At 39.0% G+C, this 20,664-nt stretch carries 18 protein-coding genes; 4 read left to right on the forward strand and 14 right to left on the reverse strand.

The window, feature by feature from the left end; genetic code table 11:
- The 4 genes from dnaA to gyrB are packed head-to-tail and all read left to right on the forward strand — an operon-like array spanning position 1 to position 6,032.
- The gene (gene dnaA / locus LDL57_RS00005) at positions 1–1,386 is read left to right on the forward strand and encodes a chromosomal replication initiator protein DnaA (RefSeq protein WP_180559098.1); all 1,386 of its coding nucleotides are present in this window, start codon (positions 1–3) and stop codon (positions 1,384–1,386) included.
- Between the two features lie 4 nt (positions 1,387–1,390).
- Positions 1,391–2,491 carry a DNA polymerase III subunit beta gene (gene dnaN, locus LDL57_RS00010; RefSeq protein WP_180559099.1) on the forward strand — a complete coding sequence of 367 codons (1,101 nt, stop codon included), beginning with the start codon at positions 1,391–1,393 and terminating at the stop codon, positions 2,489–2,491.
- A gap of 12 nt (positions 2,492–2,503) precedes the next feature.
- On the forward strand, positions 2,504–3,592 hold the full coding sequence (gene recF / locus LDL57_RS00015) for a DNA replication/repair protein RecF (RefSeq protein ID WP_180559100.1): 1,089 nt from the start codon (positions 2,504–2,506) through the stop codon (positions 3,590–3,592).
- Positions 3,593–3,617: 25 nt separating this feature from the next.
- The gene (gene gyrB / locus LDL57_RS00020; protein ID WP_180559101.1) at positions 3,618–6,032 is read left to right on the forward strand and encodes a DNA topoisomerase (ATP-hydrolyzing) subunit B; all 2,415 of its coding nucleotides are present in this window, start codon (positions 3,618–3,620) and stop codon (positions 6,030–6,032) included.
- A 47-nt stretch (positions 6,033–6,079) separates the two neighbouring features.
- On the opposite strand, the gene asd is transcribed toward gyrB, so the two are convergent.
- The 14 genes from asd to rsmG all read right to left on the reverse strand — a co-directional run bounded on the left by asd (position 6,080) and on the right by rsmG (position 20,663).
- A complete protein-coding gene (asd, locus tag LDL57_RS00025) occupies positions 6,080–7,195 on the reverse strand; it encodes an aspartate-semialdehyde dehydrogenase (protein WP_180559102.1) in 1,116 nt (371 codons plus the stop codon).
- Between the two features lie 191 nt (positions 7,196–7,386).
- Complete coding sequence (locus tag LDL57_RS00030) at positions 7,387–8,682, reverse strand: glycoside hydrolase family 10-like protein (protein ID WP_225506678.1); 1,296 nt, start codon at positions 8,680–8,682, stop codon at positions 7,387–7,389.
- A gap of 301 nt (positions 8,683–8,983) precedes the next feature.
- Positions 8,984–10,816: a glutamine--fructose-6-phosphate transaminase (isomerizing) gene (glmS, locus tag LDL57_RS00035; RefSeq protein ID WP_180559104.1), complete on the reverse strand. Its 1,833-nt coding sequence runs from the start codon at positions 10,814–10,816 to the stop codon at positions 8,984–8,986.
- 146 nt (positions 10,817–10,962) lie between these two features.
- Positions 10,963–12,333, reverse strand: coding sequence for a bifunctional UDP-N-acetylglucosamine diphosphorylase/glucosamine-1-phosphate N-acetyltransferase GlmU (gene glmU / locus LDL57_RS00040; RefSeq protein WP_180559105.1), 1,371 nt, complete (start codon positions 12,331–12,333; stop codon positions 10,963–10,965).
- Between the two features lie 211 nt (positions 12,334–12,544).
- Positions 12,545–12,961 carry a F0F1 ATP synthase subunit epsilon gene (locus tag LDL57_RS00045; RefSeq protein ID WP_180559106.1) on the reverse strand — a complete coding sequence of 139 codons (417 nt, stop codon included), beginning with the start codon at positions 12,959–12,961 and terminating at the stop codon, positions 12,545–12,547.
- A gap of 21 nt (positions 12,962–12,982) precedes the next feature.
- Positions 12,983–14,365 carry a F0F1 ATP synthase subunit beta gene (gene atpD, locus LDL57_RS00050; protein WP_180559107.1) on the reverse strand — a complete coding sequence of 461 codons (1,383 nt, stop codon included), beginning with the start codon at positions 14,363–14,365 and terminating at the stop codon, positions 12,983–12,985.
- Between the two features lie 34 nt (positions 14,366–14,399).
- Positions 14,400–15,263, reverse strand: coding sequence for a F0F1 ATP synthase subunit gamma (atpG, locus tag LDL57_RS00055; protein WP_180559108.1), 864 nt, complete (start codon positions 15,261–15,263; stop codon positions 14,400–14,402).
- Between the two features lie 49 nt (positions 15,264–15,312).
- On the reverse strand, positions 15,313–16,854 hold the full coding sequence (gene atpA, locus LDL57_RS00060; protein WP_180559109.1) for a F0F1 ATP synthase subunit alpha: 1,542 nt from the start codon (positions 16,852–16,854) through the stop codon (positions 15,313–15,315).
- Positions 16,855–16,868: 14 nt separating this feature from the next.
- Positions 16,869–17,402 (reverse strand): F0F1 ATP synthase subunit delta, encoded by a 534-nt coding sequence (atpH, locus tag LDL57_RS00065; protein WP_180559110.1) that lies wholly within the window; start codon positions 17,400–17,402, stop codon positions 16,869–16,871.
- A gap of 14 nt (positions 17,403–17,416) precedes the next feature.
- Complete coding sequence (atpF, locus tag LDL57_RS00070) at positions 17,417–17,887, reverse strand: F0F1 ATP synthase subunit B (RefSeq protein WP_180559111.1); 471 nt, start codon at positions 17,885–17,887, stop codon at positions 17,417–17,419.
- Between the two features lie 59 nt (positions 17,888–17,946).
- On the reverse strand, positions 17,947–18,186 hold the full coding sequence (atpE, locus tag LDL57_RS00075) for a F0F1 ATP synthase subunit C (protein ID WP_000429386.1): 240 nt from the start codon (positions 18,184–18,186) through the stop codon (positions 17,947–17,949).
- 51 nt (positions 18,187–18,237) lie between these two features.
- On the reverse strand, positions 18,238–19,062 hold the full coding sequence (gene atpB / locus LDL57_RS00080; RefSeq protein WP_180559112.1) for a F0F1 ATP synthase subunit A: 825 nt from the start codon (positions 19,060–19,062) through the stop codon (positions 18,238–18,240).
- Between the two features lie 36 nt (positions 19,063–19,098).
- Positions 19,099–19,473: a F0F1 ATP synthase subunit I gene (gene atpI, locus LDL57_RS00085; RefSeq protein WP_180559113.1), complete on the reverse strand. Its 375-nt coding sequence runs from the start codon at positions 19,471–19,473 to the stop codon at positions 19,099–19,101.
- A gap of 563 nt (positions 19,474–20,036) precedes the next feature.
- Positions 20,037–20,663: a 16S rRNA (guanine(527)-N(7))-methyltransferase RsmG gene (gene rsmG, locus LDL57_RS00090; protein WP_180559114.1), complete on the reverse strand. Its 627-nt coding sequence runs from the start codon at positions 20,661–20,663 to the stop codon at positions 20,037–20,039.
- Between the last annotated feature and the right edge of the window lies 1 nt (position 20,664).

Genomic DNA, 20,664 nt, shown 5'->3' on the forward strand with positions numbered 1-20,664 from the left:
GTGTCATTTTCACTTTGGCAGCAATGTCTTGCCCGATTGCAGGATGAGTTACCTGCCACAGAATTCAGTATGTGGATACGCCCTCTCCAGGCAGAATTGAGTGATAACACATTAGCACTCTATGCTCCTAACCGTTTCGTATTAGATTGGGTAAGAGATAAATACATCAATAATATTAATGAATTATTGAGTGATTTTTGTGGTTCTGATGTGCCTGCATTGAAATTCGAAGTGGGTAATAAACCGCAAATAACGCCAAGCGGTGCTTCAACGCATACCGCAGCAAATAAAACCATTTCGACGCCAATAAATTCAACAATACGTCCTAGTTGGGACAATACACAAGTTCAACCTGAAATCGCCTATCGTTCAAATGTGAACCCTAAGCACACATTCAATAACTTTGTCGAAGGTAAATCAAACCAACTTGCTCGTGCCGCTGCCAGCCAAGTAGCAGACAATCCTGGAGGAGCTTATAATCCACTTTTCCTTTATGGGGGTACAGGATTAGGTAAAACTCACCTGCTTCATGCAGTAGGTAATAACATCATGGCGCGCAAAGCGAATGCCAAAGTAGTTTATATGCATTCTGAGCGTTTTGTCCAAGATATGGTTAAGGCATTACAAAATAATGCTATTGAAGATTTTAAACGTTATTATCGCTCGGTAGATGCATTATTAATTGATGACATTCAATTTTTTGCTAATAAAGAGCGTTCTCAAGAAGAATTTTTTCATACCTTTAATGCTTTACTCGAAGGTAACCAGCAAATCATTCTAACTTCAGATCGCTATCCTAAAGAAATTAATGGGGTTGAAGATCGACTAAAATCTCGTTTTGGCTGGGGATTAACGGTTGCGATTGAACCACCAGAGCTGGAAACACGCGTTGCTATTTTGATGAAAAAAGCCGACGAAAATCAGATCCAATTGCCTGATGAAGTCGCTTTCTTTATTGCTAAACGTTTGCGCTCCAACGTTCGAGAGTTGGAAGGAGCATTGAATCGAGTTATTGCCAACGCTAATTTTACCGGTCGTGCAATTACCATTGATTTTGTTCGCGAAGCATTACGCGACCTACTCGCATTACAAGAAAAACTTGTCACTATCGATAATATTCAAAAAACCGTTGCTGAATATTACAAAATTAAAGTTGCCGACTTGTTATCAAAGCGCCGTTCCCGTTCTGTGGCGCGTCCGAGGCAAATGGCAATGGCATTAGCAAAAGAGCTGACAAACCATAGTTTGCCCGAAATTGGGGATGCCTTTGGTGGACGAGATCATACAACCGTGCTTCATGCTTGTCGAAAAATCGAGCAATTACGGGAAGAAAGTCACGACATCAAAGAGGATTTTTCTAACTTAATCAGAACATTATCATCCTAATGCTATGAAATTTACTATTGAACGTGAACAATTACTCAAACCACTGCAACAAGTCAGTGGTCCTCTTGGTGGGCGCCCTACATTACCTATCTTAGGTAATTTATTACTGCAAGTTAGTGAAAATATACTTTCATTAACGGGTACCGATCTAGAAGTAGAAATGGTCGCAAAGGTGACACTAACACAACCAGGTGAAAATGGTTCAATCACTGTACCTGCTCGTAAATTTTTCGATATTTGGCGTGGGTTACCCGATGGCGCAGAAATCAAGGTCTCACTTGAAGGAGATCGTCTGCTTGTACGCTCTGGCCGTAGCCGTTTTTCGCTTTCGACTCTTCCGGCCGCTGATTTTCCAAACCTGGATGATTGGCAAAGTGAAGTCGAATTTGAATTGCCTCAAACTACCTTAAAACGACTCATTGAAGCTACCCAATTTTCAATGGCACACCAAGATGTGCGCTATTATCTTAATGGCATGCTATTTGAAACTGAAGGACAAGAGTTACGCACTGTCGCTACCGATGGCCATCGTTTAGCTGTCTGTTCACTCAATATTGATAAGGATTTACCAACCCATTCAGTGATTGTTCCTCGCAAAGGGGTGGTAGAATTTATGCGATTACTGGATAGTAGCGACGAGTTACTTAAGTTACAGATTGGTAGTAACAATATTCGAGCTCGTGTGGGTGATTTTATTTTCACCTCCAAACTGGTTGATGGCCGTTTTCCTGATTATCGACGTGTTCTGCCCAAAAATCCGGATAAAACATTGACCGCAGATTGTGATAAACTAAAACAAGCATTTTCACGAGCAGCAATTTTATCTAATGAAAAATTTCGCGGTGTTCGCCTCTATATAAGTGAAAATCAACTTAGAATTACAGCAAACAATCCCGAACAGGAAGAATCCGAAGAGATTGTTGATGTTAATTATCAAAGCCCGATGATAGAAATTGGTTTTAACGTCAGTTATATCCTCGATGTATTAAATACACTAAAATGTGAGCAGGTTAATTTGTTGTTGACTGATTCAAATTCAAGCGTACAAATCGAAGATATGGCCAATAACGCAGCAGCTTATGTTGTTATGCCTATGCGTCTATAATATATAAATTCTATGATGCTTTCGCGTTTACTTATCCGCGACTTTCGTAATATTGAAAGTGCGGATCTATCATTAGCAACGGGTTTTAATTTTTTAATTGGGCCAAATGGCAGTGGAAAAACAAGTATTCTTGAAGCGATCTATACATTAGGGCACGGTAGGGCTTTCCGTAGTATTCAAGCAGCACGAGTCATTCGACATGAACAAGATAATTTTGTTTTACATGGCCGTGTTGTTCCTCTAGAACCTCAATCGCGTGAACTGACTTTGGGGCTAAGTAAAGATCGTAGCGGTGATAGTAAGGTTCGCATTGATGGTAGTGATGGGCATAAAATTGCTGAATTAGCCAAATTATTACCAATGCAATTAATAACCCCTGAAGGCTTTACCTTATTAAATGGCGGCCCTAAATATCGCCGAGCTTTTCTTGACTGGGGATGTTTCCATAATGAACCTCAGTTTTTTGCTGCCTGGTCTGATTTAAAACGGTTATTAAAGCAACGTAATGCAGCATTACGCCAAGTAACACGTTATAATGAGCTTCGTCATTGGGATTATGAACTGATCCCACTGGCACATAAAATAAGCCAATGGCGGGCCAATTATATTGCAGGTATTGCGAAAGATATTGAAAACACCTGTAAACAGTTCTTACCTGAATTTTCACTTAGCATCTCATTTCAACGAGGATGGGATAAAGAAACTGATTATTCAGATATACTAGTAAGGCAATTTGAACGTGACCGAATGCTAACCTATACCGCATTAGGGCCACACAAAGCTGACTTACGGATCCGTGCAGGAGGGATTGCTGTTGAAGATGTTCTATCCCGCGGACAGTTAAAATTACTCATGTGCGCACTAAAATTAGCACAAGGTGAATATTTCACCCAACAGAGTGGGCAACGATGCTTATATCTATTAGACGATTTTGCTTCTGAGTTAGATAAGGATCGCCGTCAATTATTAGCCGAACGGCTTAAAGCGACACAAGCTCAGGTCTTTGTTAGTGCGATTACCATCGCGCAAGTTAAAGATATGTTAGATGGAAATAGCAGGATGTTTTGCGTAAAACATGGCAAAATAGAAGTTCAACCATAGGATCAGAAATTAGCGAGAAACGTTGATGTCGAATACATATGACTCCTCAAGTATCAAGGTATTAAAAGGGCTAGACGCGGTCCGTAAGCGCCCAGGCATGTATATCGGTGATACCGATGATGGTACAGGCCTTCATCACATGGTCTTCGAGGTTGTCGACAACGCTATCGACGAAGCCTTGGCAGGATATTGTACCGATATTATTGTAACTATACATACCGATAACTCCATCTCTGTTCTCGATAATGGCCGAGGTATTCCAACCGATATTCATGAAGAAGAAGGTGTGTCTGCCGCAGAAGTCATCATGACGGTTCTCCATGCTGGAGGCAAATTTGATGATAACTCTTACAAAGTTTCGGGTGGCTTACATGGTGTCGGTGTTTCTGTCGTTAATGCCTTATCAGAAAAATTATCGTTGGTGATCCGTCGTGAAGGAAAAATCCATGAACAGACTTACCAATTAGGTGTTCCACAAGCACCTTTGACAATTTCAGGCGAAACTGATGAACGGGGAACCTATATTCGTTTTTGGCCAAGTTTGGAAACCTTTAAAACTGTTACCGAATTTGAATACGATATTTTGGCAAAACGGTTACGAGAGCTCTCTTTTCTCAATTCCGGTATATCCATTCGTTTAATCGATAAACGTGATAATAAAGAAGACCATTTTCATTATGAAGGTGGAATTAAAGCTTTTGTAGAATATTTAAGCCGGAATAAAACCCCAATTCATCCCAGCGTTTTCTATTTTTCGGCTGAAAAAGAGGGCATTAATGTAGAAATATCCATGCAATGGAATGATGGCTTCCAGGAAAATGTTTATTGCTTTACTAATAATATTCCACAACGAGATGGAGGCACCCATCTGGTTGGTTTCCGTACCGCAATGACACGTACGCTGAACAGTTATATGGATAAAGAAGGTTACCAGAAAAAAGCCAAAGTCAGTGCTACTGGTGATGATGCCCGTGAAGGTTTAATAGCTGTTGTGTCAGTTAAAGTTCCCGATCCAAAATTTTCTTCACAAACAAAAGATAAGCTAGTTTCTTCCGAAGTAAAAACCGTTGTTGAAACATTAATGAATGAGAGGCTGGTCGAATATCTATTAGAAAATCCTAATGACGCCAAAATCGTTGTTAGTAAAATTATTGACGCCGCCCGTGCCCGCGAGGCTGCCCGTAAAGCACGTGAAATGACTCGCCGTAAAGGTGCGCTTGATCTAGCGGGATTACCAGGCAAATTAGCTGACTGCCAGGAACGTGACCCGGCGTTATCGGAACTTTATTTAGTGGAGGGTGATTCTGCAGGCGGTTCTGCCAAACAGGGGCGTAATCGGAAAAATCAGGCAATTTTACCATTAAAAGGTAAAATTCTTAATGTGGAAAAAGCCCGTTTCGATAAAATGCTCTCCTCGCAGGAAGTCGCGACTTTAATAACCGCTTTAGGCTGTGGTATTGGACGCGATGAATATGATCCTGATAAATTACGTTATCATAGCATCATTATCATGACCGATGCCGATGTTGACGGCTCTCATATTCGGACATTGTTATTAACTTTCTTCTATCGTCAGATGCCAGAAATCATCGAGCGAGGCCATGTCTATATTGCACAGCCACCTTTATATAAAGTGAAAAAAGGTAAGCAAGAGCAATATATAAAAGATGATGAAGCCATGAATGAATATTTGATCTCAATCGCATTAGACAATGCCGCTCTCTATGCCAGCCCTCATGCTCCGGCATTGAAAGGCGAGCCATTGGAGAAGTTAATTATTGAATATAATGCGGCGCAGAAAATCATCAAACGATTAGAACGTGTCTATCCACTTGCTTTATTAAATAATCTTATTTATCAACCTACCTTGGTAGAAGATGATTTGAAAGATAAAGCAAAAGTAGAGGATTGGATCAACACATTAGTTAAACGTCTAACTGATAATGAAGAACATGGTAGTACTTATAGCTACCATATCAATGAAAATCATGAACACCAATTATTTGAACCGGTTTTACGTATTAGAACCCATGGCGTTGATACCGATTACAATCTAGATTCGGATTTTATTCATGGTATTGAATATACGCGCATTACTAAAATCGGTCAGCTAATAGGCGATCTGATTGAGGATGGTGCGTATGTGGAAAGAGGGGAACGTCGCCAAACTATTTCATCCTTTGAAGACGCATTGAATTGGTTATCAAAAGAATCACGCCGTGGTTTGATGGTGCAACGCTATAAGGGATTGGGTGAAATGAATCCAGAACAATTATGGGAAACAACTATGAACCCAGATACCCGCCGCATGATGCGTGTTACCGTTAAAGATGCCATCGCAACTGACCAACTATTTACCACACTAATGGGTGATGCAGTTGAGCCACGTAGAGCTTTTATTGAAGAAAACGCATTAAAAGCTGAAAATATCGACATCTAATTTTAAATAACAAAATAAAAGCCCCCTGCCTAACTTGGGGCTTTTTATTAGATAGCTTTATCTAATATTTTTAACATACGGCGTAACGGCTCTGCCGCTCCCCATAATAGCTGATCACCAACCGTAAAAGCGGATAAATATTCTGGCCCCATATTTAATTTACGCAAACGCCCGATCGGAACATTTAGGGTTCCAGTCACTGCCGCAGGAGTTAACTCTTGAATGGTTAATTCACGTTCATTAGGAACAACGTGAACCCAGTCATTATGTGCAGCCAAAATTTGCTCAACATCCACAGTAGCAACATTTTTTTTCAATTTTAAGGTTAATGCCTGGCTATGACAGCGCAATGCGCCAATACGAACACATAAACCATCGACAGGAATAACATGACTAACAGTATTTATAATTTTGTTAGTTTCAGCCTGCCCTTTCCATTCCTCACGGCTTTGACCATTCGGCAGTTGTTTATCTATCCAGGGGATCAAACTACCGGCTAATGGCGCACCAATTGCTTCTGTATTCATTTTCCCGCTACGCGTGAAATCAGTGACTTTTTTCTCGATTGATAAAATCGCCGCCGCCGGATTTTGCAATTCATTAGCAACCTGGGAATGTAACTCACCCATTTGCAGTAATAATTCACGCATATTACGCGCGCCCGCACCAGAAGCCGCCTGATAGGTTGCGACCGAAACCCATTCAATCAAGTTTTCAGCAAATAAACCAGCTAATGCCATTAACATCAAACTAACCGTACAATTACCGCCAACAAAGGTTTTTATCCCTTCATTTAAACCTCTATCAATATGTTGGCGATTCACGGGATCAAGAATAATAATGCTATCCTCTTTCATCCGTAACGAAGATGCTGCATCTATCCAATAACCTGTCCAACCGCTAGCACGTAGTTTAGAGTAAATTTGATCGGTATAGTCGCCCCCCTGACAGCTAATTATTACCTCTAATTCCTTCAGCCTATCAAGATCAAAAGCATCTTGCAGTGTTCCTTGCTGTTGACCATATTTTGGCGCCAGCTCACCATGCTGAGAGGTGGTAAAAAAAACAGGATTGATATTATCAAAATCACCTTCTTCAGCCATTCGTTGCAGCAGTACAGAACCAACCATTCCTCGCCAACCAATAAATCCAACATTTTTCATTTTTGTTATATCCAATCTGAACGTTGAAGCTCAAGTAAAGTTATCGTTATTTATAAACAATAATCGCAAATTGAAATGATTTTCGCCATTCATTAACACTAATTATTTAATAAATAAAAATCTATTTATAACTGATAAAAACAAAAACACCCCTATTAAGGGTGTTTTACTTAAAATAAAGGTAAACAACTTTACTGCGCAGATTGATGCCAACGAGTTCTAAGATATGTTACTGCCTCTTCCGTTTGCGGAGAAGACTGGAGAAGTCCCTCTCTAAATAGGATCTGGCCTTTAATTTCCGGTAATTGATCGTTAAGATCGAGCTGCCTTTTTAGTTCCGGGACACCGCCGTCAAGCGACCAATCAGGCTCCACCTGAGATGGCACGCCAACTTTATACAATGCCATTCCAATATACAATTTAGTGTTAGTCGATCTCACTACATCAGCCCACCATTTTGCGATCACATCATATCGCACAATTTCGCGGGCAAAAGGCCAGTAAATCTGTGGGGCGATATAATCTAATAAACCTTCTTTTACCCATAGTCGGGTATCAGCATAGGCTTTGTCATGAGTAGGTCCACCCGCCTTAGTATCAGAGCCTCGTGGATCATCTGAAATATTTCGCCAAACACCGCCAGGACTGATACCAAATTCAATGTTGGGTTTTAACGCACGGACTGTTGAAGAAACCTCTCGAATCAACAACAAAGTATTATTTCTTCGCCAACTGGCTTTATCTAAAAATCCCTGACCATATTGTTGAAATGTTGTATCATCATTAAGTTTGGAAGTAGGTGTTTCATAATAGAAATAATCATCAAACTGAATTCCATCAATATCATAGTTTCTAACTATTTCAGCCACAATACTGCTGATCCAATTACGAACCTCTGGTAAGCCTGGATCAAGCACAAAACGGTCGTAGGCAGTACGTATCCAATCTTTATGTAAAACATAAACACTTGCAGGTGGAGAAGAAAGCGTCTTTTGCAGTGAAGCAATAGTTTCTGGTTGCTTATCCATTGAAACGCGGTAGGGATTTAACCAAGCATGTATTTTTAAATTTCTTTTATGCGCCTCAGCAATAATAAACGCTAACGGATCATATCCTGGGTCTTTACCGACTACACCTGTAAGCATGTCAGACCAAGGGAGAATATGAGAACGATAAAGCGCTGTACCATCGGGTTTAACCTGAAAAAAAACGGTGTTAATGCCTATTTTTACTAAATTATCCAGTTTATCAGTTAGCTCTTTTTTCTGTACTTCAATTCTACGCTGATCTGAATCAAGGTTAACCGATGAAAGGGAGGGCCAATCAAGTCGAGATACGGTCGTTAACCATACACCACGTACAGGTATCTCTGCTTTAATCGTTGTTTTCTGCTCATCAGGGACTTTTTTATTGTTACAACCAACGACTAAAAACAAGCAAAATAATGAAGTAATAAACCACCCTATCCCCTTTAATCGTAATCGCATCCTTCATTCCTTATTTTGTTATCGTTCAGAGCTCGATAAATTGTGAGTATTATATAATTGATGGTATTATATTAATGACCTTATTAAATATAAAAATATTTATTTTCGGTAATCAATAATCAAAATAACGTAATAATAATATTTTAGCTTGCTATTTTTTAATCTTATAAAAAAATACGCTAGAGCAAAGCGCATTTTTCAGTATAAAATTGGTAACAAAATGTAAAAATAAAAGCTATCTCAGTCTATTATATTTAATAATTTACTGACGATAGCCTAAATACCAATATTTGAATCGAACTCACTCAACAGTCACAGATTTGGCTAAATTTCTTGGTTGATCAACATCCGTGCCTTTGATTAAGGCTACATAATAAGATAATAATTGTAGTGGAATGGTATAAAATATCGGGGCAATTAACTCTTCGACATGGGGTAATGGGATAATTTTCATATTTTCACTGTCAACAAAACCGGCATCTTTATCAGCAAAAACATAAAGAGATCCTCCTCGGGCACGAACTTCTTCTACATTAGATTTAAGCTTTTCTAGTAATTCATTATTCGGCGCAATAATAATCACGGGCATATCGGCATCAATCAAGGCTAGTGGGCCATGTTTCAACTCACCAGCTGCATAAGCTTCGGCATGAATATAAGAAATCTCTTTTAGCTTTAACGCTCCTTCAACCGCTATCGGAAATTGATCACCACGACCCAAAAAAAGAGCATGATTTTTATCAGAAAAATCTTCTGCTAAAACTTCAATTATTTTTTCTTGCGATAACATACTGTCAATACGTGCAGGTAGGGCATGTAATGCGTGCACAATATCACGCTCAAGAGCAATATTTTTATCTTTTAAGCGGCTCAGATAAGCAACCAACAATAATAAAACCGTCAATTGGGTGGTAAACGCTTTGGTGGATGCTACGCCAATTTCTGCACCAGCTTTTGTCATTAACGCAAAATCTGATTCACGAACTAAAGAAGAACCGAAAACATTACATATTGCCAACGATGCCAGATAACCAAGCTCTTTCGATAATCTTAATGCAGCTAAAGTATCGGCGGTTTCACCGGATTGAGAAAGCGTGATCAATAAACTATTTTTCCGCCGTGCCGGTTTTCGATAACGGAATTCAGAAGCAATTTCAACATCACAGGGTATACCCGCTAAAGATTCAAGCCAATAACGAGCAACCATTCCGGCATTATATGAAGTCCCACAAGCAATAATTTGAATATGTTCAACCTGAGATAATAGATTTTGGGCTTTTTTTTCTAATTCGGTAAAAATAACACTATCATGCTGATCAAAGCGACCTTCTAAGGTATTTTTTATTGCTAAAGGCTGTTCATAGATCTCTTTTTGCATATAGTGGCGATAAATTCCTTTATCACCAGCATCATACTGAACATTGGATTCTATAGATTCCCGTTCAACTTCAATGCCTTGCTGATCAAAAATTCGCACTGTTCGACGAGTCACTTCAGCAATATCACCTTCCTCCAAGTAGATAAAGCGACGTGTAACCGGCAAAAGCGCTAATTGATCAGATGCTAGAAAATTTTCACCAACACCTAAACCTATAATTAAAGGACTACCCGAACGAGCAGCCACTAGTAATCCAGGAGTACGGCTATCCATAATGACAGTACCATAAGCGCCTTTTAACTGGGGGATAACTCGCTGTACCACTTCAAGCAAAGTGCCACCTTTTTGTAATTCCCAATGGGTTAAATGTGCAATAACCTCAGTATCAGTTTCTGAAGTAAAAACATATTTTTGTTTTTTAAGTTGTTCACGCAGTTCTTGATAATTCTCAATAATTCCATTGTGAACAACCGCAATATATTCCGATGTATGCGGATGAGCATTTTTTTTGCTTGGCTGACCATGAGTGGCCCAACGAGTATGGGCAATACCTGTGCCGCCAATCACCGCATGTTTTTCCACTTCATCAGCTAGGATCTGAACTTTACCGGTTTCACGTAATCGTGTCAGATTCGCTTTATCATCAACCACGGCTAAACCGGCAGAGTCATAACCTCGATACTCCAGTCGACGAAGCCCTTCAATAAGAATTTCAGCTATATCACGTTGTGCTACTGCACCAACAATTCCACACATCGATTTTCATTCCAAAATAGAGGAGCATATTGCTCTTATGCTGTCGTAACCTGATTAATATATTCGGTTTTACCGTTCCCAAAGCCTGTGGATATTGGGTTTATTCTTTATAAAATAGATGATCAATCGTCATTATTTATTTGTGACTATTTTTTCTTTACCGGGCGTTGCCAATTGAGTATATGCCGCTGTTTAATACGACTAATAACAAGTTCATTTTCTTTAACATCGTTAGTTAAAGTCGTTCCTGCACCAATAGTTGCCCCGTTAGCAATGGTAACCGGAGCAATTAATTGCGTGTCAGAGCCAACGAAAACATTATCACCAATAGTGGTTTTAAATTTATTAGCCCCATCATAATTGCATGTTATTGTTCCTGCGCCAATATTAACATCAGCACCAATTTCAGCGTCGCCTAAATAACTTAAATGACCAGCCTTAGAGCCCTCACCTAAAGCGGCGTTTTTAACCTCAACAAAATTACCAACATGCACTTTATCTGCCAGCTTAGTTCCCGGACGTAAACGAGCAAAAGGGCCAACAGTACAGGCGGTAGATAATTCTGCCCCTTCTATAACTGAGTAAGGGCTAATAATTGAATTATCATCAATAGTACAATTTTTTAATATACAGCCGGCATGAATATGTACATTGTTACCCAGTACAACATCCCCTTCAATAATAACATTAGTATCGATAATTACATTACGCCCGTGCTTTAATGTCCCACGCAAATCAAAACGAGCAGGATCAATAATCATAACACCCGCTAATAATAATCTTTCTGCCTGTTCTTGTTGATAAATACGTTCAAGCGCTGAAAGCTGTAAACAGTTATTCACTCCTTCCATTTCACTCAATTTGATAGGATGAACAGCATTTATTTTACAACCTTCTTCATGTGCCAATGAAATGATATCGGTTACATAATATTCGTTTTGCGCATTGTTATTATTAAGCTTTTTCAGCCATCGTTTTAAATCACCACCATTAGCAACTAATATACCGGTATTAATTTCGTTAATTTTAACTTGTTCTTCTGTTGCATCTTTTTGTTCAACAATACCAATTACTTGGCCTCTTTCACGAATAATACGCCCATATCCGGTCGGTTCATTAACGATTGCCGTCAATAACCCTATTCCTCCGTCGGGCTTAGCGTCTATTAATCGTTCAAGTGTTTCTTTTGTGATCAGTGGAGAATCACCGTAAAGCATGAGGATATCTTCATTATCAGCAAAATAAGGTGCTGCTTGCTGCATTGCATGCCCGGTTCCTAATTGTTCTGCCTGTAAGATCCAATTAACAGGTTGATTAGCTAAAGCTAATTTAATTAAATCAGCACCATGACCATAAACTAAATGAATATTAACGGCCCCAAGTGATAATGACGTGTCAATAACATGCTGTATCATTGGTTTGCCAGCCAGGGGATGTAAAACTTTAGGTAAGTCAGAATACATGCGAGTACCTTTTCCCGCCGCGAGGATCACAACACTTTTTGCGTTCATAGACATAAAAACCTAATAACTCCATCAGTTAGGTAAAAGTAAAACTATTTATTGAACAAATTACTACATATTTCGTTCAAATAAAAAAGCTTACTATCTATATAAAAGAAAAGGAGCGAAACATAAATAAATTGTCTCACTCCCTGTATTTACCTAATTTTTATAAAAATAATTGTAAAGAGACAACTATTTTTTTTAATAATTACTTAGGATTATCTCATTTTTTCATCAGCTCGATGACACGTAATTTAGCAATTGCTTTCGCTAATTCAGCCGATGCTTGAGCATAATCGACATCAGCATGGGCTTTACGAATATGCTCTTCCGCTTTACGTTTAGATTCTAATGCCTTAGCTTCATCCAAATCCTTGCCACGGATTGCTGTATCAGCCAATACAATAACACCATTTGGTTGAACTTCAAGGATACCACCAGAAAGATAGATCAATTCTTCTTCATTAAACTGTTTAGTAATACGTATCATACCAGGCTTAATGGCAGTTAACAGCGGCGTATGTTGTGGATAGATCCCCAATTCCCCTTCGCTGCCTGTCACCTGAATTTTCTGGACAAGGCCGTCAAACATCTGCTTTTCAGCGCTTACCACAACCAGATGGTATGTCATTGCAGCCATATTAACCTCCCACCAGCGACATTATAAACTTTTCGCTTTTTCTACCGCTTCTTCGATAGTACCTACCATATAGAACGCTTGTTCAGGCAGATGATCATAATCACCATTCAAAATACCTTTAAAGCCATGGATAGTATCTTTTAAAGAAACAAATTTTCCCGGTGAACCGGTGAAAACTTCAGCCACAAAGAATGGCTGAGATAGGAAGCGCTGGATTTTACGAGCACGCGCAACAACCAACTTATCTTCTTCAGATAGCTCATCCATTCCCAGAATCGCAATGATATCTTTCAATTCTTGATAACGCTGTAAAATAGACTGAACACCACGTGCTACGTCATAATGCTCTTGTCCTACAACCAATGGATCAAGCTGCCGACTAGTTGAGTCCAATGGATCAACTGCAGGATAAATACCTAATGACGCAATTTGACGACTAAGAACAACCGTTGCATCCAGATGAGCAAAAGTCGTTGCTGGTGAAGGATCGGTCAAATCATCGGCAGGAACATATACTGCTTGAACAGAGGTAATAGAACCCGCTTTAGTTGATGTAATACGCTCCTGTAATACACCCATCTCTTCCGCTAAGGTAGGTTGATAACCTACTGCCGAAGGCATACGACCTAGTAAGGCCGACACTTCTGTTCCTGCTAATGTATAGCGATAGATGTTGTCGATAAATAACAATACATCCCGTCCTTCATCACGAAACTTCTCAGCAATCGTCAATCCAGTTAACGCAACACGTAGACGGTTTCCAGGTGGTTCATTCATCTGACCATAAACCAGAGAAACTTTATCCAATACATTTGAATCTGTCATTTCGTGATAGAAATCATTACCTTCACGAGTCCGCTCGCCGACACCGGCAAAAACAGAATAACCGGAATGCTCAATCGCAATATTACGAATAAGTTCCATCATATTTACTGTTTTACCAACACCTGCACCACCAAATAATCCTACTTTACCCCCTTTAGCAAATGGGCAAATAAGATCCATAACTTTGATACCGGTTTCGAGTAATTCTGTTGAATTAGATAAATCTTCATAACTGGGTGCGGCACGATGAATAGCCCAACGTTCTTCTTCACCGATATCACCTTTCATATCGATAGGATCACCTAGCACATTCATGATGCGCCCCAAGGTCGCTTTACCGACAGGCACTTCAATTGGGTGAGCTAAATCAACAACGTCTAAACCACGTCTTAAACCATCAGAAGTCCCCATCGCAATGCAACGAACAACGCCGCCACCTAATTGCTGCTGAACTTCTAAAATTAGTTTTTCTTTACCATTTATTACCTCAAGCGCGTCGTACACTTTAGGTACCGCATCTTGAGGAAATTCGACATCCACTACGGCGCCGATTACCTGGATAATCTTTCCAGTAGCCATCTTGAATCCTCTACGTAATTCGTAAATCTAACCATCAAACTGCGGCAGCTCCCGAAACTATTTCGGTAAGTTCCTGAGTAATACTGGCTTGACGAGCCTTATTGTAAACCAACTGCAACTCCTTGATCAGGTTACCACCATTATCAGTAGCAGCTTTCATTGCTACCATTCGAGCAGCCTGTTCACTAGCTAAGTTTTCAACGACGCTCTGATAAACCTGTGATTCGATATAACGACGCAGCAGGGTATCCATTAGTGTCTTAGGATCAGGTTCATATAAATAATCCCAAGATTTCTTTTTCAATGTTTCATCATCACCCGCAGGTAGAGGCAATAATTGAGTAATAGTTGGTACTTGAGTCATGGTATTAACAAATTTGTTAGTTACCACATACAACTTATCTAGACGCCCTTCATCATATGCTTCTAACATAATTTTCACGGGACCGATAAGATCGGACAGAGAAGGATCATCTCCCATTCCGGTTACCTGAGCAACGATATTACCACCAACTGAATTAAAGAATGAAACTGCTTTAGAACCAATTAATGCCAGATCAACCTGAACACCCTTATCAGTCCACATTTTCATTTCTGTCAGTAATTTTTTAAATAAATTAATATTTAAGCCACCACATAAACCACGATCAGTTGAAACAATTAAATAACCAATACGTTTAACATCACGTTCTTTAAGATAGGGATGTTTATATTCCAGATTACCTAACGCTAAGTGGCCAATTACACTGCGCATAGTTTCTGCATAAGGACGACTAGCTGCCATACGATCCTGTGTTTTGCGCATTTTGGATGCGGCAACCATCTCCATCGCTTTAGTGATCTTTTGTGTGTTCTGTACACTACCAATCTTAGAACGTATCTCTTTTGCGCCCGCCATTTCAGCTCCTCCTTATTAACCAAACGGTCTCAATAAAGGCCGAATAGAATTACCAGGATTGAGTTGCTTTAAAAGAATCGAGCAACGCATTTAACTTAGCTTTGATTTCATCGTTATATTTACCTGTCTGATCAATTTCTTTCAGCAAGATAGAATGCTCACGAGTAGCATAAGCCAGCAATGACGTCTCAAAATCACCAATTTTTGCTAGTTCAACATCTTCCAGATAACCACGTTCAGCAGCAAATAAAGATAACGCCTGCTGCGCAACTGACATTGGTGCATACTGTTTTTGTTTCAACAATTCAGTAACTTTCTGTCCGTGATTAAGTTGCTTACGGGTCGCATCATCTAAATCAGAAGCAAATTGTGAAAATGCAGCTAACTCGCGATACTGTGCCAACGCGGTACGAATGCCACCAGATAATTTTTTGATAATCTTAGTCTGAGCCGCGCCACCTACACGTGATACTGAAATTCCTGGGTTAACTGCCGGGCGAATCCCCGCATTAAACAAGTTAGACTCCAAGAAAATTTGCCCATCGGTGATTGAAATAACATTAGTGGGTACGAATGCTGAAACATCACCTGCTTGAGTTTCGATAATCGGTAATGCCGTTAATGAACCCGTTTTGCCTTTTACTTCACCATTAGTAAATTTTTCAACGTATTCAGCATTAACACGCGCAGCACGCTCGAGTAAACGAGAATGGAGATAAAAAACATCACCCGGGTAAGCTTCACGTCCAGGAGGACGCCGTAGCAATAGCGAAATTTGTCGATAAGCAACCGCTTGTTTGGAGAGATCATCATAAATAATTAATGCATCCTCGCCACGATCCCTAAAATATTCACCCATTGCACAGCCAGCGTATGGCGCAAGGTATTGTAATGCAGCAGATTCAGAAGCGGTAGCAACAGCAACTATCGTATTCTCGAGTGCACCGTGCTCTTCTAGTTTACGTACCACATTAGCAATAGTTGAGGCTTTTTGCCCAATTGCTACATAAATACATTTTATTTCTGTATCACGCTGATTAATAATGGCATCAACAGCTAATGCCGTTTTACCGGTTTGGCGATCACCAATGATTAATTCACGTTGACCACGTCCAATAGGAATCATAGCATCAACCGATTTGTATCCTGTTTGTACAGGTTGATCAACCGATTGACGATCAATAACGCCAGGTGCAATAACTTCAACGGCAGAGAACCCATCGTGCTCAACAGGCCCTTTACCATCAATAGGTTCACCCAGCGTATTAACAACTCGCCCAAGTAATCCTCTACCTACAGGTACTTCAAGAATACGACCTGTACACTTGACTTTCATACCTTCTGCTAAGTCGGCATAGGGTCCCATGACTACGGCACCAACTGAGTCACGCTCTAAATTGAGTGCAATAGCATAACGATTACCAGGTAATGCGATCATTTCACCTTGCATAACTTCAGCTAAACCGTGTATGCGGATGATCCCATCATTAACAGAAACAATTGTACCTTCATTGTGAGCTTCACTCACTACATCAAACTGAGCAATACGTTGCTTGATCAGTTCACTGATTTCGGTGGAATTCAGTTGCATATGCTCCAATCCCCTTAAGACTGCAAGACGTCAGTTAAACGCTCAATACGACCACGCACGCTACCATCAATAACCAGGTCTCCGGCGCGGATAATGACTCCTGCGATAACAGACTTATCAATTTTGCAATTCAGCTTAACTTTACGTGACAGACGTTTTTCCATCGCTGCAGAAATTTTAAATTGCTGTTTTTCATTTAGCTCAGTGGCAGAAATGACGTCAATATCAACGGTTGACACCAGAAAAGCGCGTAATTGTATGAATTGCTTCAAAACCTCTGGTAACGTACTAAGACGCCCGTTTTCAGCCATAATGCGAATTAGATTTCGAACATGTTCATCGATTTCATCACCACAAATAGTGATAAATGTTTTCGCTAATGTTTCTGGCGCTATTGAACCAGAAAGCAGCTCACCTATTTGTTGATTACGGGTTGCTTCAGCAATAAAACTGAGCATATTTTGCCATTTATCAACACACTGGTTTTCTACAGCAAAATCAAAAGCTGCTTTGGCATAGGGGCGAGCAACCGTAGTAATTTCAGACATGCCCCTTTCCTCCTTTACAGTTCGTTGACCAATTTATCAACGATGTCGCTATTAGCAGCTACATCAACGGAACGTTCAATTATTTTTTCTGCACCTGAAATAGCTAACATAGCAACTTGTTTACGTAACTCTTCACGTGCACGCTTACGCTCAGCATCAATTTCAATCTGCGCCTGAGCAACGATCTTGTTACGTTCAGTTTCAGCTTCAGCTTTAGCCTCTTCAATCATTTGAGCTCGTTGCTTATTAGCTTGATCAATAATGATTTTTGCTTCTGCTTTTGCTTTTCTCAGTCGTTCGGTCGCATCAGCTTTCGCCAAGTCCAAGTTTTTTTTCGCTCGCTCTGCAGAAGATAAACCATCAGCAATTTCTTTTTGACGTTTTTCAATCGCCGCCATGATTGGTGGCCATACATACTTCATACAAAACAAAACAAACAGGACAAATGCAATAGCCTGGCCGAGGATTGTCGCATTAAGATTCATCGCACAATACCTCTTTAAAAATTAACATATTAATGTTCTTTCCCATTTAGCTTGCATTATCAAGCAACTGCGAACATCACATATAGCCCTAGACCAACAGCAATCATCGGAATGGCATCAACTAAGCCCATAACAATAAAGAACTGCGTACGTAATAGAGGAATCAAATCTGGCTGGCGAGCAGCGCCTTCTAAGAATTTTCCTCCCAGGATGCCGATACCAATTGCAGCACCAATCGCTGCTAATCCCATCATTACAGCGGCAGCCATGTACAGCAGATCCATATTTAGGTTTTCCATGACAGTCTCCAGTTTGTTTCAGTTAAATAAATATCAATTCGTAAGTTGAAATTAATGTTCTTCTGACGCCATCGATAAATAAACGATGGTTAGAACCATAAAAATAAAGGCTTGCAACGTAATAATCAGTATATGGAAAATCGCCCAAGGTAGGTTAAGTATCCACTGTGACCACCAAGGCAACAAAGCCGCAATAAGAATGAAGATCAATTCACCTGCATACATATTACCGAATAATCGTAAACCTAAAGATACTGGTTTAGACAGCAGGCTAACACCTTCTAAAATCAAATTGACAGGAATGAAAATAGGATGATTGAATGGTTGTAAAGTTAACTCTTTCGTAAATCCACTTAATCCTTTCATTTTGATACTGTAGAAAATGATCAAGATAAATACACCAATCGCCATTGACATAGTAATGCTTACATCCGCGGTTGGAACAACACGCAATGCAGGCAATCCCAGGTAATGTTCTCCTATATAGGGAAGTAAATCGATTGGCAACAAATCCATGGTATTCATTAACAACACCCAAACAAACACCGTCAACGCTAAAGGTGCAATGACTTTGCTCTTACCATGATACATATCACGAACGGTATTATCGACAAAACCGATAACTAATTCTATTGCAGTTTGTAATTTACCAGGTACGCCACTGGTTGCATTAATGGCAATTTTTCTAAAGAGCCACAAGAAGATGATTCCAAGGACAACTGAGAAAAAAAGCGAGTCAATATTTAACGTCCAAAACGTTGGATCATTGTTGTTATGGGGATCAACTAATTTGAAGGTACGCAGGTCCAACTGAAGATTATTTAGATGGTGTCCTATGTAACTTCCCGCAGTCATCACTTCTCCTGATGCAGACATGATGTCTTTTACCCTTTTGTTGTTTAAAAATGCTCACTATCTAATTACAACTGGTGTAATGATGTGAATAATCAACATAGCTAAATAGGTCAAACCTAATGGCAAAAATTCTGCTTTAAATATACTCAAAGCAATTACCAACACAGTTATTGTTATAATAACTTTGACTCCCTCACCAATGGTAAAAAACCATGCAATGTGAATAGGAACATCTTTTTTCACTGCCTTTTGATAACGTATTAACAGCATAAACAAAGCATTAGGTAACCAACATGCGAACCCACCCGCAAAAGCAGATAAGCACCATTCTACACTATTCATGTAGAAAGCCATACTCAGGATTACAAGCGCCATTAACTGAAATAACAACAGTTTTAAAGCAATTTTACCGTTGTAGAGGGATACAGACATGACTCTTATTTTTTCTCCCAGTATTTTAAATCTTTAATTGCTGAGTGCGTATAAAACTGTCTTTGTTCAAGAGTGTCAAGAGACAAAAACCTGCAAATTATACGGCCCCTAAAAATGAATTCAATCTATAAGTAGCGAAAACGTGAACAAATATTTAAATTTTTCGATCCAACACGAAAATAAACAAATTTAAGTCAATTTAATTACTATTATTTAATTATATTAATTTTGGAAATATGATCTTTATCACATTTCAATATGGTTATTTATTTACTTAAAAAAAAATCGAATAAAAAAATTGAAAAATCAAAGATAAAAAATTATTTCTGAAATACTAATTATTTTTTTATTGAAAATAAATAGGAAAAATACATTTAGATATTTTTATGTAACTAATTAATAATGTAAGAATACAATAAATTTATCATCTCTTTCAGTTACTAATATGTAACAGAAAAGTTAACATCATTTCTTTTTAAAATTTTAATATAAAAATTACAGTAACATTTAAAAATTTATTTTTTATGACCAAAAAATGTCACTTTTTTTGATCAAAAACAATATTAATTGAACCCCAACATCACTAAATGTCGCTGTTCATCGAGGCCAGGTACATCCAATGAAATAATTTTATTTAGCTTAAAATTAGCTGGAAAAGTTGATATTTCATTTGTGGAAAGTGTTCCTTTAAGTGCATAGAATTGCCCTCCGTTTTGCTTTGGAAGATGCTGACACCAAGAAAGCATATCCTGCAATGAAGCAAATGCCCGGCTTATAATGCCATCAAATTTTTCTACCGGTTGGTATTGTTCAACTCGTTTTTGGATAGGCTCTATGTTTTTAAGCATCAATTCATGTTGTATTTGTCGTAAAAATCTGACTCGTTTTCCCAAACTATCTAACAGTGTGAAATGAGCATTCGGGCGAACAATAGCAAGTGGTATACCCGGTAATCCAGGGCCTGTTCCAACATCAATAAATCGTTTACCAACAAGATATTTATCTACAATTATGCTATCTAAAATATGACGAATAATCATTTGTTCAGGTGATCTAACTGAAGTTAAATTATATGTTTTATTCCATTTATTTAATAATTCAATATAGGCAATTAGCTGCTGTATTTGCTGATTTGTCAAAATAATATCTGTTTTATCTAATAAAGTTTTAAAATAGGTTATTAAGCTCATT

The sequence above is a fragment of the Arsenophonus apicola genome (assembly GCF_020268605.1).
In the GTDB taxonomy this organism is placed as follows: Bacteria; Pseudomonadota; Gammaproteobacteria; order Enterobacterales; family Enterobacteriaceae; genus Arsenophonus; species Arsenophonus apicola.

What these genes read in the sequence shown, in the direction of transcription:
- LDL57_RS00030 (WP_225506678.1), bottom strand. Translation starts at nt 8,682, where the DNA reads ATGCGATTACGATTAAAGGGGATAGGGTGGTTTATTACTTCATTATTT.
- atpE (WP_000429386.1), bottom strand. Translation starts at nt 18,186, where the DNA reads ATGGAAAACCTAAATATGGATCTGCTGTACATGGCTGCCGCTGTAATG.
- atpG (WP_180559108.1), bottom strand. Translation starts at nt 15,263, where the DNA reads ATGGCGGGCGCAAAAGAGATACGTTCTAAGATTGGTAGTGTACAGAAC.
- recF (WP_180559100.1), top strand. Translation starts at nt 2,504, where the DNA reads ATGATGCTTTCGCGTTTACTTATCCGCGACTTTCGTAATATTGAAAGT.
- atpB (WP_180559112.1), bottom strand. Translation starts at nt 19,062, where the DNA reads ATGTCTGCATCAGGAGAAGTGATGACTGCGGGAAGTTACATAGGACAC.
- gyrB (WP_180559101.1), top strand. Translation starts at nt 3,618, where the DNA reads ATGTCGAATACATATGACTCCTCAAGTATCAAGGTATTAAAAGGGCTA.
- atpI (WP_180559113.1), bottom strand. Translation starts at nt 19,473, where the DNA reads ATGTCTGTATCCCTCTACAACGGTAAAATTGCTTTAAAACTGTTGTTA.
- glmU (WP_180559105.1), bottom strand. Translation starts at nt 12,333, where the DNA reads ATGTCTATGAACGCAAAAAGTGTTGTGATCCTCGCGGCGGGAAAAGGT.
- atpD (WP_180559107.1), bottom strand. Translation starts at nt 14,365, where the DNA reads ATGGCTACTGGAAAGATTATCCAGGTAATCGGCGCCGTAGTGGATGTC.
- dnaN (WP_180559099.1), top strand. Translation starts at nt 1,391, where the DNA reads ATGAAATTTACTATTGAACGTGAACAATTACTCAAACCACTGCAACAA.
- rsmG (WP_180559114.1), bottom strand. Translation starts at nt 20,663, where the DNA reads ATGAGCTTAATAACCTATTTTAAAACTTTATTAGATAAAACAGATATT.
- asd (WP_180559102.1), bottom strand. Translation starts at nt 7,195, where the DNA reads ATGAAAAATGTTGGATTTATTGGTTGGCGAGGAATGGTTGGTTCTGTA.
- atpF (WP_180559111.1), bottom strand. Translation starts at nt 17,887, where the DNA reads ATGAATCTTAATGCGACAATCCTCGGCCAGGCTATTGCATTTGTCCTG.
- glmS (WP_180559104.1), bottom strand. Translation starts at nt 10,816, where the DNA reads ATGTGTGGAATTGTTGGTGCAGTAGCACAACGTGATATAGCTGAAATT.
- LDL57_RS00045 (WP_180559106.1), bottom strand. Translation starts at nt 12,961, where the DNA reads ATGGCTGCAATGACATACCATCTGGTTGTGGTAAGCGCTGAAAAGCAG.
- atpA (WP_180559109.1), bottom strand. Translation starts at nt 16,854, where the DNA reads ATGCAACTGAATTCCACCGAAATCAGTGAACTGATCAAGCAACGTATT.
- atpH (WP_180559110.1), bottom strand. Translation starts at nt 17,402, where the DNA reads ATGTCTGAAATTACTACGGTTGCTCGCCCCTATGCCAAAGCAGCTTTT.